The sequence below is a fragment of the Kitasatospora sp. NPDC091257 genome (assembly GCF_044757675.1).
In the GTDB taxonomy this organism is placed as follows: Bacteria; Actinomycetota; Actinomycetes; order Streptomycetales; family Streptomycetaceae; genus Kitasatospora; species Kitasatospora lactacystinica.
This window is the reverse complement of record NZ_JBIVVI010000074.1, coordinates 1-14,501: the sequence shown is the minus strand read 5'-3', so window position 1 is coordinate 14,501 and position 14,501 is coordinate 1. Positions and strand designations below refer to the sequence as shown.

14 protein-coding genes and 2 pseudogenes are annotated in these 14,501 nt (G+C 73.9%); 13 read left to right on the top strand and 3 right to left on the bottom strand.

The features are described 5' to 3' along the window. Positions 1-14: 14 nt before the first annotated feature. The gene (locus ACIQOV_RS05750; RefSeq protein WP_359909468.1) at positions 15-314 is read right to left on the bottom strand and encodes a hypothetical protein; all 300 of its coding nucleotides are present in this window, start codon (positions 312-314) and stop codon (positions 15-17) included. A gap of 322 nt (positions 315-636) precedes the next feature. Between ACIQOV_RS05750 and rpsF the strand changes: the two genes are divergently transcribed. The 4 genes from rpsF to rplI all read left to right on the top strand — a co-directional run bounded on the left by rpsF (position 637) and on the right by rplI (position 2,400). Then, positions 637-927: a 30S ribosomal protein S6 gene (rpsF, locus tag ACIQOV_RS05745; protein ID WP_188298654.1), complete on the top strand. Its 291-nt coding sequence runs from the start codon at positions 637-639 to the stop codon at positions 925-927. 96 nt (positions 928-1,023) lie between these two features. Continuing rightward, positions 1,024-1,620, top strand: coding sequence for a single-stranded DNA-binding protein (locus tag ACIQOV_RS05740; protein WP_401045288.1), 597 nt, complete (start codon positions 1,024-1,026; stop codon positions 1,618-1,620). A gap of 79 nt (positions 1,621-1,699) precedes the next feature. After that, on the top strand, positions 1,700-1,936 hold the full coding sequence (gene rpsR, locus ACIQOV_RS05735) for a 30S ribosomal protein S18 (protein ID WP_030059640.1): 237 nt from the start codon (positions 1,700-1,702) through the stop codon (positions 1,934-1,936). A 17-nt stretch (positions 1,937-1,953) separates the two neighbouring features. Continuing rightward, positions 1,954-2,400, top strand: a complete 447-nt coding sequence (gene rplI / locus ACIQOV_RS05730) for a 50S ribosomal protein L9 (RefSeq protein ID WP_359909461.1) — start codon at positions 1,954-1,956, stop codon at positions 2,398-2,400. A 97-nt stretch (positions 2,401-2,497) separates the two neighbouring features. On the opposite strand, the gene ACIQOV_RS05725 is transcribed toward rplI, so the two are convergent. After that, the gene (locus ACIQOV_RS05725; protein ID WP_401045284.1) at positions 2,498-3,844 is read right to left on the bottom strand and encodes an MATE family efflux transporter; all 1,347 of its coding nucleotides are present in this window, start codon (positions 3,842-3,844) and stop codon (positions 2,498-2,500) included. A gap of 577 nt (positions 3,845-4,421) precedes the next feature. Here ACIQOV_RS05725 and dnaB point away from each other — a divergent pair. After that, positions 4,422-5,897, top strand: coding sequence for a replicative DNA helicase (gene dnaB / locus ACIQOV_RS05720; RefSeq protein WP_401045291.1), 1,476 nt, complete (start codon positions 4,422-4,424; stop codon positions 5,895-5,897). Between the two features lie 23 nt (positions 5,898-5,920). On the opposite strand, the gene manA is transcribed toward dnaB, so the two are convergent. Beyond that, complete coding sequence (manA, locus tag ACIQOV_RS05715) at positions 5,921-7,099, bottom strand: mannose-6-phosphate isomerase, class I (RefSeq protein ID WP_401045282.1); 1,179 nt, start codon at positions 7,097-7,099, stop codon at positions 5,921-5,923. Positions 7,100-7,434: 335 nt separating this feature from the next. Here manA and ACIQOV_RS05710 point away from each other — a divergent pair, with 335 nt between their 5' ends. The 8 genes and pseudogenes from ACIQOV_RS05710 to ACIQOV_RS05675 form a co-directional block, all read left to right on the top strand. Continuing rightward, complete coding sequence (locus ACIQOV_RS05710; protein WP_380541303.1) at positions 7,435-8,196, top strand: polyprenol monophosphomannose synthase; 762 nt, start codon at positions 7,435-7,437, stop codon at positions 8,194-8,196. A gap of 69 nt (positions 8,197-8,265) precedes the next feature. Next, positions 8,266-8,457 carry a hypothetical protein gene (locus ACIQOV_RS05705; RefSeq protein WP_401045280.1) on the top strand — a complete coding sequence of 64 codons (192 nt, stop codon included), beginning with the start codon at positions 8,266-8,268 and terminating at the stop codon, positions 8,455-8,457. A 109-nt stretch (positions 8,458-8,566) separates the two neighbouring features. Next, positions 8,567-9,580 (top strand): MBL fold metallo-hydrolase, encoded by a 1,014-nt coding sequence (locus tag ACIQOV_RS05700; protein ID WP_401045278.1) that lies wholly within the window; start codon positions 8,567-8,569, stop codon positions 9,578-9,580. Positions 9,581-9,596: 16 nt separating this feature from the next. After that, positions 9,597-10,538 (top strand): annotated as a pseudogene (locus tag ACIQOV_RS05695) (NTP transferase domain-containing protein). Next, positions 10,535-11,743, top strand: a complete 1,209-nt coding sequence (locus ACIQOV_RS05690; RefSeq protein ID WP_401045275.1) for a molybdopterin molybdotransferase MoeA — start codon at positions 10,535-10,537, stop codon at positions 11,741-11,743. The pseudogene ACIQOV_RS05695 and the gene ACIQOV_RS05690 overlap by 4 nt, the downstream one beginning before the upstream one ends. Further along, positions 11,740-12,801, top strand: a complete 1,062-nt coding sequence (locus ACIQOV_RS05685) for a potassium channel family protein (protein ID WP_401045272.1) — start codon at positions 11,740-11,742, stop codon at positions 12,799-12,801. Before ACIQOV_RS05690 ends, ACIQOV_RS05685 begins: the two co-directional genes overlap by 4 nt. Before the next feature lie 43 nt (positions 12,802-12,844). Beyond that, on the top strand, positions 12,845-13,822 hold the full coding sequence (locus ACIQOV_RS05680; protein ID WP_401045269.1) for an NAD(P)H-quinone oxidoreductase: 978 nt from the start codon (positions 12,845-12,847) through the stop codon (positions 13,820-13,822). A 150-nt stretch (positions 13,823-13,972) separates the two neighbouring features. Next, positions 13,973-14,501 (top strand): annotated as a pseudogene (locus ACIQOV_RS05675) (hypothetical protein); the annotation flags it as partial.

Sequence of the window (14,501 nt, the reverse complement as noted above, 5' to 3'; positions counted from 1 at the left end):
GGCGCGGGGGAGGGTCAGCCCCAGAGACCGCCCCGGGCGATGCCGAGGTAGAAGCCGAGCGCGGCGGCGCCGAGCGAGACCATCAGGACGAAGCGCTCGGCGGTGGTGACCGAGACGAACATGCCCCACAGGCCCGTGACGATGCCGAACAGGCCGGTCCACGAGGTCAGCAGGTGCAGGTTGTGGAAGAACGAGGTGGTGAACGCGATCACGCCCAGCAGGGCGGTGACGCCCACCAGGGTGTTCTCGCGGGGGTGCGGGTGGCCGTCGGTGTTCAGCGTGAGGGCGGGCATGCGGTGGACGGACTGGGCCATGGGTCCCACCTCCTGGCGTGGAGACGAACGGGCAGGAATCCCGTTCCGTCCAGATTGCGGTGCTTGGGTCGCTCTCACAACCCCTATGCGTTTTGTTCGGCCGTCCGGGTGCAGGTAGGCTGTGCCGTCTGCACTGGTGTAGTTGTGCCCCCTTTGCGTCCGCTTCCGGGCGACGACCACTTTCGGGTGGAGCAGGGGGCCGACTGTCCGACCCGGCCGCTACGGTGGGCCGGAGTCGTCACTGCTCCGGTGCCGACGCTACGCACAACCCTCCTGCCACGGAGAGACCGTGGCCGCTGAGTCCAAAGGAGGTGGGTTACTCATGCGTCACTACGAGCTGATGGTCATCCTCGACCCCTCGGTCGAGGAGCGCGCTGTCTCCCCCCTGATCGAGAGCTTCCTCGCTGTCGTCCGCAACGCGGGTGGCAAGGTGGAGAAGGTCGACACCTGGGGTCGCCGCCGTCTGGCTTACGAGATCAACAAGCAGTCCGAGGGCATCTACTCGGTCATCGACCTCAAGGCCACGCCTGAGGTCGTCAAGGAGCTCGACCGCCAGCTGGGCCTGAGCGAGTCGGTTCTGCGGACCAAGGTCCTGCGCCCGGACACCCACTGAGCCACCTCTGAGGCCTTCGGGTCTCGGGTAGCTCGCGTCCGCTGTTTCACGTGAAACAGCGGCGAACGGACATCTTCCCGAGAGGTCATCACCACCATGGCAGGCGAGACCGTCATCACCCTCGTCGGCAATCTCGTCGACGACCCCGAGCTGCGCTTCACCCCGTCGGGTGCGGCGGTCGCGAAGTTCCGCATCGCGTCCACCCCCCGCACCTTCGACCGTCAGACGAACGAGTGGAAGGACGGCGAGAGCCTCTTCCTCACGTGCAACGTCTGGCGGCAGCCGGCGGAGAACGTGGCCGAGTCGCTGCAGCGCGGCATGCGCGTCATCGTGCAGGGCCGACTGCGCCAGCGGTCTTACGAGACCAAGGAAGGCGAGAAGCGGACGGTCTTCGAGGTCGAGGTCGACGAGGTCGGTCCGAGCCTGCGTTCGGCGACCGCCAAGGTCACCCGGGCGAACCGGTCCGGCGGCCCCGGTGGCGGCTTCGGCGGCCAGCAGGGCGGCGGCAACTGGGGTGGAAACTCCGGTGGCGGCCAGCAGGGCGGCGGCAACTGGGGTGGAAACTCCGGTGGCGGCCAGTCCGGTCCCTCCGACGACCCCTGGGCCTCCAGCGCCCCGTCCGGTGGAAACCAGGGCGGCGGCTGGGGTGCCCCGTCCGGTGGTAGCGGTTTCTCGGAAGAGCCCCCGTTCTAAGAGCTGACAGATTTCGTGCGGCCCGGCGGCCGGCGTCCCCGGACGCCCGCCGGGCCGTGAACCCCAAATGGAGCACACAATGGCGAAGCCGCCTGCTCGCAAGCCGAAGAAGAAGGTTTGCGTCTTCTGCAAGGACAAGGTCAACTACGTTGACTACAAGGACACGAACCTGCTGCGGAAGTACATCTCCGACCGCGGCAAGATCCGTGCCCGTCGGGTGACCGGCAACTGCACCCAGCACCAGCGTGACGTCGCCACGGCCGTGAAGAACAGCCGTGAGATGGCGCTGCTGCCCTACACCAGCACCGCGCGCTAAGAGAGGGTGACCAAGTAATGAAGATCATCCTCACGCACGAGGTGCCGGGTCTCGGCTCCGCCGGCGAGGTCGTCGAGGTCAAGGACGGCTACGCCCGCAACTACCTGGTCCCGCGTGGCTTCGCCATCCGCTGGACCAAGGGTGGTCAGAAGGACGTCGACGCCATCCGTCGCGCCCGGAAGATCCACGCCATCCAGACCCTTGAGGCCGCCAACGAGGTCAAGGGTCAGCTCGAGGGCGTCCAGGTCAAGCTGGCCGTCCGCTCGGGCGAGGCCGGCCGTCTGTTCGGCTCGGTGACCCAGTCCGACGTCGTCGAGGCCATCAAGGCCGCCGGCGGCCCGGCTGTGGACAAGCGCGCCGTCGCGATCGGCTCGCCGATCAAGACCGTGGGCTCCCACAAGGTCTCGGTCAAGCTGCACTCGGACGTCGTGGCCAACCTCGACGTCGCCGTCGTGGCTGCCTGAGCTCCGTAGCCAAGGCCCGAGGGCCGGACTCCTCCGGGAGTCCGGCCCTCGGTCATTTCCGGACGGGACCCCCGCGGGAGTCCCGTCCGGAGGCGTTTCAGCCGCGCACCGCCCCGGTGACCAGCCACTTGCCGCCGCGGGCGCGCCAGGCCAGGAAGCCGGCCCGCAGCAGCATGAACAGGTTCATCGCCCACCAGAGCCCGGCCAGTCCCGTGCCGGTGGCCGGGACCGCCAGGGCCACCGGGACGAACACCGCCAGGGTCGCGAGCCCCGCCCACGCCAGGTACGGCCCGTCCCCGGCGCCCATCAGCACTCCGTCCAGCACGAAGACCAGGCCGGCCACCGGCTGGGTGAGCGCGAGCAGCAGCAGGGCGGTGCCCAGCTGGGCCCGGACGGCCGGATCGGGCGTGAACAGCGGGACGTACAGCGGGCGGGCGAGCACCACCAGCAGGCCGAGCACCAGCCCGGAGACGATGCCCCACTCGACCATCCGCCGGGTGGCGGCCCGGGCGCCGGGGGCGTCCGAGGCACCCAGGTAGCGGCCGATGATGGCCTGGCCGGCGATCGCGATGGCGTCCAGCGCGAAGGCCAGGAAGTTGAACAGCGTCATGGTGATCTGGTGGGCGGCCACCTGGTCGTCGCCGAGCCGGGCGGCCACCGCGGTGGCGGTCATCAGCACCGCGCGCAGGCTGACCGTCCGGACCAGCAGCGGGCCGCCGGCCCTGGCGCCGGCCCGGATGCCCGCCGTGTCCGGCCGCAGCGAGGCCCCTTCCCGGCGGGCGCCGCGGACCACCACGACCAGGTAGGCGGCGGCCATCCCGGTCTGGGCGAGCACGGTGCCCCAGGCCGACCCGGCCACCCCGAGTCCGGCGCCGTACACCAGGCCGACGTTCAGGCCGATGTTGGCGGCGAAGCCCGCGACGGCCACCACCAGCGGTGTGCGGGTGTCCTGGAGCCCGCGCAGCACACCGGTGGCGGCCAGCACCATGAGCATCGCCGGGATGCCCAGGGAGCTGATCCGCAGGTACGTCACCGCGTGCGGCGCGGCGGTCGCCGAGGCGCCCAGCACGTCGGCCGCCCAGGGGGCCAGCAGCAGGGTGAGGAGCACGACCGGGACGGCCAGGCCCAGGGCGAGCCAGATGCCGTCGATGCCCTGCTGCACGGCGCCCCGGCGGTCTCCGGCGCCGATCCGGCGGGCGACTGCCGCGGTGGTGGCGTAGGCGAGGAAGACGAACACGCCGGTCGCGGTGGAGAGCGCGGCGGAGGCGACGCCCACCCCGGCCAGCTGGGGGGTGCCGAGGTGGCCGACGATCGCCGAGTCGGCCATCAGGAAGAGCGGTTCGGCGACGAGCGCGCCGAAGGCCGGGACGGCCAGGGCGAGGATCTCCCGGTCGTGCCGGCGTCGCGAGGGGGCCGGGGCCGGGGTCGTGGGCGAGGCGGTCATGGGCTCCAGGCTACTCATCCACAGGTAATGGATGTCAGTGCTATGTGACCATTACTCGAAATCTTGAGCGGTGCGGTTCGCCCGCTCTGTGCCCACAGCCGTTCGGAGGTGTGTGAAGAATTTCTCATGCACAGGCCCGGAACGAGGTAATCCCAGGTCAACAGGTTGACGGTGGATCGATGGTCCGGTTATCCACAGGAACGTCCACAGGGGTGTCCACAGCTTTGCGGCAGTTCTCCACAGGAGAGGGCCGGTCATCCACACCCCCTGTGGATAACCGCCTTGGCGCAACGGCGTCCGGCGCCTTAGCGTGGGCCCTCCGCCCGACACTCCCGCCGCACCGGCGTCCGATTTGTCGGAGCCGTGGCGTACAAAGAGGAGCGGATCCGCTCCACCCAGCCACCGGCAAGCCCGCTCCAACTTCGCACCACTCGCTGATCGGGGAACACGCGTGACCGGCCCCCAGTACGACGACCACGACGCCCCGCCGCCGGAGGAGGACTGGCAGACCGCCGAGGACCCCTTCCCGGCCGGCGCCTTCGACGACGCGCCCTTCCCGGACGGCCCGGGGGACCGGCTGCCGGTCTCGCGCGGCCGCGGCGAGGGACGTCAGGGCGGTGGCCGCGACGGCTTCCAGAAGGGCGGCTTCCAGAAGGGCGGCAAGGGCGGCCGGTCGGAGGGCGGCCGGCAGCGCCGGGACGAGGGCGACGGCGACGGCGGGGCGGACGGCTTCGAGCGCGTTCCGCCGCAGGACCTGGCCGCCGAGCAGTCCGTCCTGGGCGGCATGCTGCTCTCCAAGGACGCCATCGCCGACGTGGTCGAGGTGCTCAAGCCGGCCGACTACTACCGGCCCGCGCACGAGATGGTGCACGGCGCGATCCTCGACCTCTACGCCCGCGGCGAGCCGGCCGACCCGATCACCGTGGCCGGCGAGCTGACCAAGCGCGGCGAGCTCCAGCGGGTCGGCGGCGCCTCGTACCTGCACACCCTGGTCAACTCCGTCCCGACCGCGGCCAACGCCGAGTACTACGCCCAGATCGTGCACGAGCGCGCGGTGCTGCGCCGGCTGGTCGAGGCGGGCACCCGGATCGCCGGCATGGGCTACGCGGCCGAGGGCGACGTGGACGAGATCGTCAACGCCGCCCAGGCGGAGATCTACGCCGTCACCGAGCAGCGCACCAGCGAGGACTACGCGCCGCTCGCCGACATCATGGAGGGCGCCCTCGACGAGATCGAGGCGATCGGCTCCCGGCAGGGCCAGATGTCCGGCGTGCCGACCGGCTTCGCCGACTTCGACCAGCTCACCAACGGGCTGCACCCGGGCCAGATGATCGTCATCGCGGCCCGTCCCGCGATGGGCAAGTCCACCCTCGCGCTGGACTTCGCGCGGGCCTGCTCGATCCAGCACAAGCTGCCGAGCGTCATCTTCTCGCTCGAAATGGGCCGCAACGAGATCGCCATGCGCCTGCTCTCCGCCGAGGCGCGGGTGGCGCTGCACCACATGCGCTCCGGGAACATGACGGACGACGACTGGACGCGGGTGGCCCGCCGGATGCCCGACGTCAGCGAGGCACCACTGTTCATCGACGACTCGCCGAACCTGTCGATGATGGAGATCCGGGCCAAGTGCCGTCGGCTGAAGCAGCGCAACGACATCAAACTGGTCGTCATCGACTACCTCCAGCTGATGCAGTCCGGCGGCTCCCGGCGGGCCGAGAACCGTCAGCAGGAGGTCTCGGACATGTCCCGTAACCTCAAGCTGCTGGCCAAGGAGCTGGAAGTCCCGGTCATCGCGCTGTCCCAGCTGAACCGTGGCCCCGAGCAGCGCACCGACAAGCGGCCGATGGTCTCCGACCTCCGCGAGTCCGGCTCGATCGAGCAGGACGCCGACATGGTCATCCTGCTGCACCGCGAGGACGCCTACGAGAAGGAGTCCCCGCGCGCGGGCGAGGCCGACCTGATCGTCGCCAAGCACCGAAACGGTCCGACCGCGACCATCACGGTGGCCTTCCAGGGCCACTACTCGCGCTTCGTCGACATGACCCGGGACTGACCCGGAGCGCGCAGGGGGGCCGGTCAGACGGTGACGGTGGCGCGGAACAGCGTGCTGCCGGTGCCGCGGAGGCGGGTCGGGGTGCCGGTGGCGGGGAGGAAGGCGCACTGGCCGCGGGCCAGGTCCAGGACGGTGCCGTCGGCGGCGGTCAGGCGGGTGGCGCCCTCGGTGCAGAACAGGATCTGCGGGGTGCGGCCGTCGATCCCGCGCTCCGTGCCGTCCAGGACGAAGCGGGAGAGCCGGAACTCGTCGATCGGGACGGGGTAGAGCTCCTCGCCCGGGGTGCCCGGCACCGGGGCCGGTTCCAGCACCTCGGGGGCGCCGGCCTCGAAGACCACGACCTCCAGCAGCTCCGGCACGTCGATGTGCTTCGGGGTGAGGCCGGCCCGCAGCACGTTGTCGGAGTTGGCCTGGAGCTCCACGCAGACGCCGGACAGGTAGGCGTGCGGCACCCCGGCGCCCAGGTAGAGCGCCTGGCCGGCCCGCAACCGGACGTGGTTGAGCAGCATGCCGGCGATCACGCCGCGGTCGTCCGGGAAGTCCTCGGCGATCCGGGCGTACGGGGCGTACTCCCCGTCGGGGTCGGTCAGCGCCAGCACCTCGACGGTCCGCCGGACGGTCTCCCCGTCCAGCGAGAGGGCGGCGGTCAGGGCACCGCGCAGCGCCTCGGACTCGTCCTCCGCGGCCAGCCGCTCGATCACGGGGGCGAGCCCGGGCACCGCGAGTCCGGTCAGCAGCCGGGCCGCCCCGGCGGGCCGGCGGAAGCCGCACAGGCCCTCGAAATCGCCCAGCGCGCAGACCATCTCGGGCTTGTGGTTGGCGTCCCGGTAGTTGCGCTCGGGGGCGTCCAGGGGGATCCCGAGGGCGTTCTCGGCGGCGAAGCCGGCCCGGGCCTGGTCGAGGGTGGGGTGGGCCTGGATGGACAGCGGGATGCCCGCGGCCAGGACCTTGAAGAGGAACGGCAGGGCCGGGCCGAACCTGGCGACGCTCGCGGCGCCCAGTTCGCCCTCGGGGTCGGCGGCGATCAGCTCGTCCAGCCGGCGCGGGCCCTCGCCGCGGTCGGCGCGCGACGGTGCCCCGGGGTGGGCGCCCATCCACAGCTCGGCCTGCGGTTCACCGGTCGGCCGCTGCCCGAGCAGCTCGGGCCGGGCGGTGAGCGACCCCCAGGCGTACGGGCGGACGGTGTTGACGAGCCTGTCCATGCGCGCGGTCCTACTCCTTCGCTGTCTGGGCGGCCCCGGATGTCCCGAGTCCGGATCGCCGGGATGGTCCCGGCGGTGCGGGCGGTCCGGGCACGGGCAAGGGAAACGACCCTAGCCGACCGGTGTCACCCAACGGGAAACGGCGGGCATCGGGTGGGAGTGCCACGGTCGGGCGGGTGGTTCCCGGCGCGGTAGTAGGATGCCAGGACGCAGTAGCCTCCGCCCTGCGCGCAGTTCGCCACCGGGTCCTCCCCGGCGGGTTGCCGGCGGAGCCGCGTTCCAGAGTGCGGGCGCCGGTGTTCCGAGACCCCCGCCATCGGCCGAGAGGTTTGTACGTGACCGTGAACCAGCAGAGTTTTGCTGATCTCGGCAAGGTCCTGGTGATCATCCCGACCTACAACGAGGCGGAGAACGTCGAGCGGATCGTCGGCCGGGTCCGTGCCGCCGTGCCCGAGGCGCACGTGCTGGTCGCCGACGACAACAGCCCCGACGGCACCGGCGAACTGGCCGACAAGCTGGCCGTCGAGGACGAGCACGTCCACGTCATGCACCGCAAGGGCAAGGAGGGCCTGGGCGCCGCCTACCTCGCGGGCTTCCGCTGGGGCATCGACAACGGCTACGACGTCCTGGTCGAGATGGACGCGGACGGCTCGCACCAGCCCGAGGAGCTGGACCGGCTCCTGGGCGCGCTGCGCGGCGCCGACCTGGTGCTGGGCTCGCGCTGGGTGCCGGGCGGCCGGGTGGTGAACTGGCCGAAGTCGCGGCTGCTGCTCTCGCGCGGCGGCTCGACCTACTCGCGGCTGATGCTGGGCGTGCCGATCCGGGACGTCACCGGCGGCTACCGGGCGTTCCGCAAGGAGACCCTGCTGGGCCTGGGCATGGACGAGGTCGCCTCGGCCGGGTACTGCTTCCAGGTCGACCTGGCCTGGCGCACGGTGAAGGCCGGGTTCAAGGTCGCCGAGGTGCCGATCACCTTCGTCGAGCGCGAGCTCGGCGCGTCCAAGATGAGCCGCAGCATCGTGGTCGAGGCGCTGTGGCGGGTGACCACCTGGGGCGTCACCGACCGGCTGGCCCGGCTGCGCGGCGCCCAGCGCTGACCGACCGAACAGCCCTCCCCGTGGCCGAAGGGCCCGTCCGCCGGAACCGGTGGACGGGCCCTTCCGCATGTGATCCACCGGGACCTCGTCGCCGACCCGCTCCCGCACCCGGACGTGCACGGCACCGGCGCCGGATCCGCCCCCGCCGAGGCCCGCGGCGCCGAGCGGGCCGCCGCCTTCGCGCCGCGCGGGCAGGTGATGGCCGAGCCGGAGCGGGCCGCCCGCCGGGCCGGGGGACCGGCCGCCCGGAGCGGGGTGTGACGTGGAGCGGAGGCGCGCCCCGCCGGGCGCGCCTTCCGGGCATTCGGCCGCCGGTGCTCCCATGCTGTAGGGCGCAGGACATCCGACCGCCGACCAGAGGGAGCAGCCCGTGACGACGTCCCCGTCCGAGGAGAGCGCCGGCGCGGAGCGTGCCCAGGCCGGGCCGGACCGCTCCGGCGGGCCCGCCGGGCCGGCCGCGGGCGCCGAGCCGCCGGAGGCCGGACAGCCGGCCCGGCCGCTGGAGGTCGCCGTCTTCACCGGCCCCGAGTCGGCCTTCTTCGCCACCTCCACGCTGATCCTCGGCGAGCGGACCGCGATCCTGGTGGACGCCCAGCTGACCCGCAGCGCCGGGCGCGAGCTGGCCGAGTGGGTCGCCGGCAAGGGCAGACGGCTGCTCGCCGTGGTGGTCACCCACCAGCACCCGGACCACTACTTCGGCGCCGAGGAGGTGCTGCGGCTCTTCCCCGACGCGCAGCTGCTGGCCGCCCCGGCCGTGGTCGAGGGCATCCGGCGCACCGTCGCCGCGAAGGTCGCGCAGTGGAAGCCGGTGTACGGCGACGACATCCCGGACCACCCGCTGATCCCCGCCCCGCTGCTGCCGCAGCCGCTGATGCTGGACCGCCAGGTGATCCCCGTGCTGCTGCTCGGCCAGGCCGACTGCGGGGACTCCACGGTCGTCCACGTGCCGAGCGTCCGCACCGTGATCGCCGGGGACTTCGTCCACAACGGCACCCACGTCTGGACCGCCGACACCACCCCGGCCCAGCGCACCACCTGGGGGCACAACCTCGGCCGGATCGCCGACCTCGGCGCGGACCGGGTGATCGCCGGCCACCGCGCCCCGGGCCAGGGCGACGACGCCGCCCGGGTGCTGGCCTTCACCGGCGAGTACCTCCAGGACTTCGACCGGCTGCTGGCCGAGCACCCGGACGACCCGGAGGCGCTGGTCACGGCGATGAACGAGCGGTACGGGGAGCTGACCCTGCCGTCCATCCTGGAGCTGGGCGCGGCGGCCAACACCGCCCGCGCGGCCGGGGCCGCGCCCGGCGCGGACGCCCAGGACGCCCAGGACGCGCAGGAGGGGCCGGAGCGGCCGGAGGACGACGGGACCGCGGCGCGGTAGGGCGGATACTGGCCGCATGACGCCGTACGACGTGATCGTTCCGGCGGGCGGGGCCGCCCGGCGCCTCGGCGGCGCCGACAAACCCGGGCTGACGGTGGGCGAGACCACCCTGCTGGACCGGGTCCTCGCCGCCTGCGCGGGCGCCCGTACCGCCGTCGTGGTCGGCCCGGCCCGGCCGACCGTGCTCGGCGGCGTCCACTGGACCAGGGAGCGGCCGCCCGGCGGCGGGCCGGTGGCCGCCGTCGCGGCCGGGCTCGGCCTGGTCACCGCGGACACCGTGCTGCTGCTCGCCGCGGACCTGCCCTTCCTGGACCGGCGGACGGTGGAACGGCTGGTCGCCGCCCTCGACGGGGCCGGCGCGGCCGCGGACGCCGCCGTGCTGGTCGACGCGGGCGGCCGCGACCAGCCGCTCGCCGCCGCCTACCGCACCGGCCCGCTGCGCGCCGCGCTGGCCGCGCTCGGCGATCCGGCCGACCAGCCGCTGCGCCGCCTGGTCGGCGGGCTGGCCCGGCTGCGGGTGGCCGACACCGACAACGTCGCCTACGACTGCGACACCTGGGAGGACCTGGAGCAGGCCCGCGAGCGCGACCGGACGTGACCCCCACCGGCACCGTCACCGGCGTGTGAGCGAAACGACGCGCGCCGCACACGGGGCGAACACCTCGGCGAACCGGCCATCGGGCAGCATGGGCGCATGGAGCGCACGCTGGATGACTGGATCGCCGAGGTCAAGGCCGACCTGGGCATCGACCTGGACGTCGACGTCCGTGGTCTGCTCGACACGGCCCGGGTGGTCGCGCACGGAGTGGCCCGGCCGGCCGCACCGCTGACCGCCTTCCTGATCGGCTACGCGGCCGCCCGGCAGGGCGGCGGGGCGCAGGCCGTCGCCGAGGCGGCCCGGCGGACCGAGGCGCTCGCCGAGCGCTGGGGCGCCGCCGAGCGGCCGGACGAGTCGTGAGCGCGGTCGGACAGTCCACCGTGGCCGCACCGTCCACCGGCCCCGGCGTGCTGAGCTGGCCCCGGGCCCGGGAGACCGCGCGCCGGGCCGGGCTGCGCCCGCTGCCCGGGGTCCGGGCCCCACTGGCCGAGGCGCTCGGCCGCACCCTCGCCGAGCCGCTCTCCGCGCTGACCGACCTGCCGGCCTTCGACACCTCAGCGATGGACGGCTGGGCGGTCGCCGGCCCCGGTCCGTGGCGGGTCGCCGGCCGGGTGCTGGCCGGCCGGGCCGAACCGGCCGCGCTGGCCGACGGCACCGCCGTGGAGATCGCCACCGGCGCCCAACTCCCGCCCGGAGCCACCGCCGTACTGCGCCGTGAGCACGGGCGGACGGACGGCGTGCTGCTGCACGACCGCGGCCCGCAGCCGCTGACCACCGGCCAGGACGTCCGCCCGCGCGGCCAGGAGTGCCGCCGGGGCGAGGAGTTGCTGCCGTCCGGCGTTCCGGTCGGGCCGGCCGTGCTCGGCCTGGCCGCCGCCTGCGGCCACGACCGGCTGTCGGTCCACCGCCGCCCGGAGGTCCAACTGCTCGTCCTGGGCGACGAGTTGCTCACTGCCGGGGTGCCCGGGCCGGGGCTGGTCCGGGACGCGCTCGGGCCGCTGCTGCCGCCCTGGCTGCGGGCGGCCGGCGCCGACCCGGCCGAAGTGGGGTACGTCCGGGACGACTTCGGGCTGCTCCGGGACGCGCTGCGGCACTCCACCGCGGACCTCGTGGTCACCACCGGCGGAACGGCCGCCGGGCCGGTCGACTTCCTGCACCGGGCGCTCGCCGACGTCGGCGCCCGGCTGCTGGTGGACGGCGTCGCCGTCCGGCCGGGCCACCCCATGCTGCTGGCCGAACTCCCCGGCGGACGCCACTTGGTGGGCCTGCCCGGCAACCCGCTGGCCGCCGTCGCCGGGACGGTCACCCTCGCCCTGCCGTTGCTGCACGCCCGCAGCGGACGGACCGTCGGCGCCCCCGTCCTCGCCCCGGCCGCGGCGGCCCTGCCCGGGCACCGGACGGACACCCGGCTCCACCCGGTCCGGCGGACCGCCGAGGGCGTCCTGCCGCTGCCCTTCGACGGACCGGCGATGCTGCGCGGGCTCGCCCGGGCCGAGGCGCTGGCCGTGGTGCCGCCCGGCGGGGCGGCGGCGGGGGAGCCGGTCGAACTCCTGGAGGTGCCGTGAACCGATTCCGACGCAACCTGGCCCCGGGGACGGAGCCGTGGGCGGACGCCGGGATCGTGCTGCCCGCCCGGCGGGCCGATCCCGCCGTCCGGCAGGTCGGCTTCCGGCTGCTGCTGGCGCTCGCCGTCCTGGTCGCCACCTCGTTCATCGTCTACCTGGACCGGGCCGGCTACAACGACAACGCCGGGGGCGAGCTCAGCTTCCTGGACGCGGCGTACTACGCCACGGTGACGCTCTCCACCACCGGGTACGGCGACATCACCCCGTTCAGCGACAGCGCCCGGCTCACCAACATCTTCGTGATCACCCCGCTGCGCGTGGTGTTCCTGATCATCCTGGTCGGCACCACCCTGGAGGTGCTCACCGAACGGACCCGCCTGCAATGGCGGTTGAACCGCTGGAGGTCCACCGTGCGCGAGCACACCGTCGTCATCGGCTACGGGACGAAGGGCCGCAGCGCCGTCGACACCCTGCTCGGACAGGGGGTGAAGAAGGAGGAGATCGTCGTCGTCGACCCGCAGCGCAAGGTGATCGACCACGCCGCCCAGCACGGCCTGGTCGGGGTGGTCGGCGACGCCACCCGCACCGACACCCTGGTGCGCGCCGCGCTGCCCACCGCCGCCCGGGTGGTGGTCGCACCGGAGCGGGACGACACCGCCGTGCTGATCACGCTGACGGCCCGGCAGCTGAACAAGACCGCCACCGTGGTCGCCGCCGTCCGGGAGGACGAGAACGCGCCGCTGCTGCGGCAGAGCGGGGCCGACGTCGTGGTCACCAGCTCCAGCTCGGCCGGACGGCTGCTCGGGATGTCGATGCTCAGCCCGCACGCCGGGGCGGTGATGGAGGACCTGCTGACGTACGGCAACGGGCTGGACGTGGTGGAGCGCCCGGTCACCCGGGCGGAGGCCGGGCACAGCCCGCGCGAGTGCGCGGACCTGGTGGTCGCGGTGGTCCGGGGCCGACGGGTGCTCAACTACACCGAGCCGGAGGCCGCCGTGCTCCAGCTCACCGACCGGGTGATCGTCATCAAGTCCAGTACGGTCCCGCCGACCGGCTGAGCCGTAGCGCGCAACCGCCCCGGCCCCGCAGTAGGTTCGGGGCATGCATGCGATGACGATTCCCGTACCCGGAGGTCCCGAGGCACTGGTGTGGGCCGAGGTGTCCGACCCGGTGCCCGCCGAGGGCGAGGTCCTGGTCGAAGTGGCGGCCACCGCCGTCAACCGTGCCGACCTGCTCCAGCGGCAGGGCTTCTACAACCCGCCGCCCGGCGCCTCGCCCTACCCGGGGCTGGAGTGCGCCGGGCGGATCGTCGCGCTCGGCCCCGGGGTGTCCGGCTGGGCGGTCGGCGACGAGGTGTGCGCCCTGCTGTCCGGCGGCGGCTACGCGCAGCGGGTCGCGGTGCCCACCGGGCAGCTGCTGCCGCTGCCCGCGGGGCTGTCCGTCGAGCAGGCCGCGGCGCTGCCCGAGGTCGCCTGCACGGTGTGGTCCAACGTCTTCCTCACCGCGCACCTGCGGCCCGGCGAGACGGTGCTGCTGCACGGCGGCGCGAGCGGGATCGGCACGATGGCGATCCAGCTGGCCAAGGCGGTCGGCGCGCGGGTCGCGGTCACGGCGGGCAGCCGGGAGAAGCTGGCGCGCTGCGCAGAGCTGGGCGCGGACATCCTGATCGACTACCGCGAGCAGGACTTCGTCGAGGCGCTCCGGGAGGCCACCGGCGGGGCCGGGGCGGACGTGATCCTGGACATCATGGGCGCCAAGTACCTCCAGCGGAACGTGGACGCGCTGGCGGTCAACGGGCGACTGGTGATCATCGGACTCCAGGGCGGGGTGAAGGGCGAGCTCGACCTCAACGCGCTGCTGCGCAAGCGCGGCGCGGTGATCGCCACCAACCTGCGCGGGCGGCCGCTGGCGGAGAAGGCGGCGATCGTCGCGGCGGTGCGGGAGCACGTGTGGCCGCTGGTCGAGTCCGGGGTGGTGCAGCCGGTGGTGGACCGGGTGCTGCCGCTGGCCGACGTGGCCGAGGCGCACCGGGTGCTGGAGCGCGGGGAGCAGGTCGGGAAGGTCGTGCTGCGGGCCTGAGAAGGGGGCGGCCCGGCGGCGGGGCGACGGCAGGCAGGGCGTGAAATCGCCCGAAATGCCGTAGCGCCGGGGGCGTGGGAATCTGGTCCGGAGCAGTCCCGCCGCCGATCCCGCCCCCGGGCGCCGTCGGCCGTCGGAAGGACTCCGACCGTGGCCGCATCACCGCACGCATCCCTCGGGCCGCTGCCCGTCGCGCCGCACCACCGTCGTACTTCCCGCCGCTCCCCGGGCCGTGTCCAGCGGCTGGTCGCGGCGGCCGTGCTGGGGCTCGCGCTCCCACTGGCCGCCGCCTCGGCGGCGATGGCACTGCCCTCGTCCGCGGTGCTGTCCCCGCCGGAGGCCGCTCCCTCGCCGGAGGCGGGGGCGAGCGCCGGGCAGGGCGGGGAACCGGACACCTCCGGGCCGGTGGCCGCGCCGCGGCGACGGCCGGTGCCGCACCCGCATCCGAAGCCGAAGCCGGACGGCGACCTCCCGCAGGCCCACCGGCACCACCCGGCCTCGCTGCCCGAGCGCTCCGACGCCGCCGTGGAGCAGGCACCCGAGCAGGCCGTCGAGCAGGCGCCCGAGCAGGCTCCGGAGCAGGCGCCCGAGCAGGCGCCCGAGCAGGCTCCGGAGCAGGCCCCGGAACAGAACCCGGAGCAGGCCCCCGAGCAGGCCGCCGAGCAGGCCCCGGAGCAGG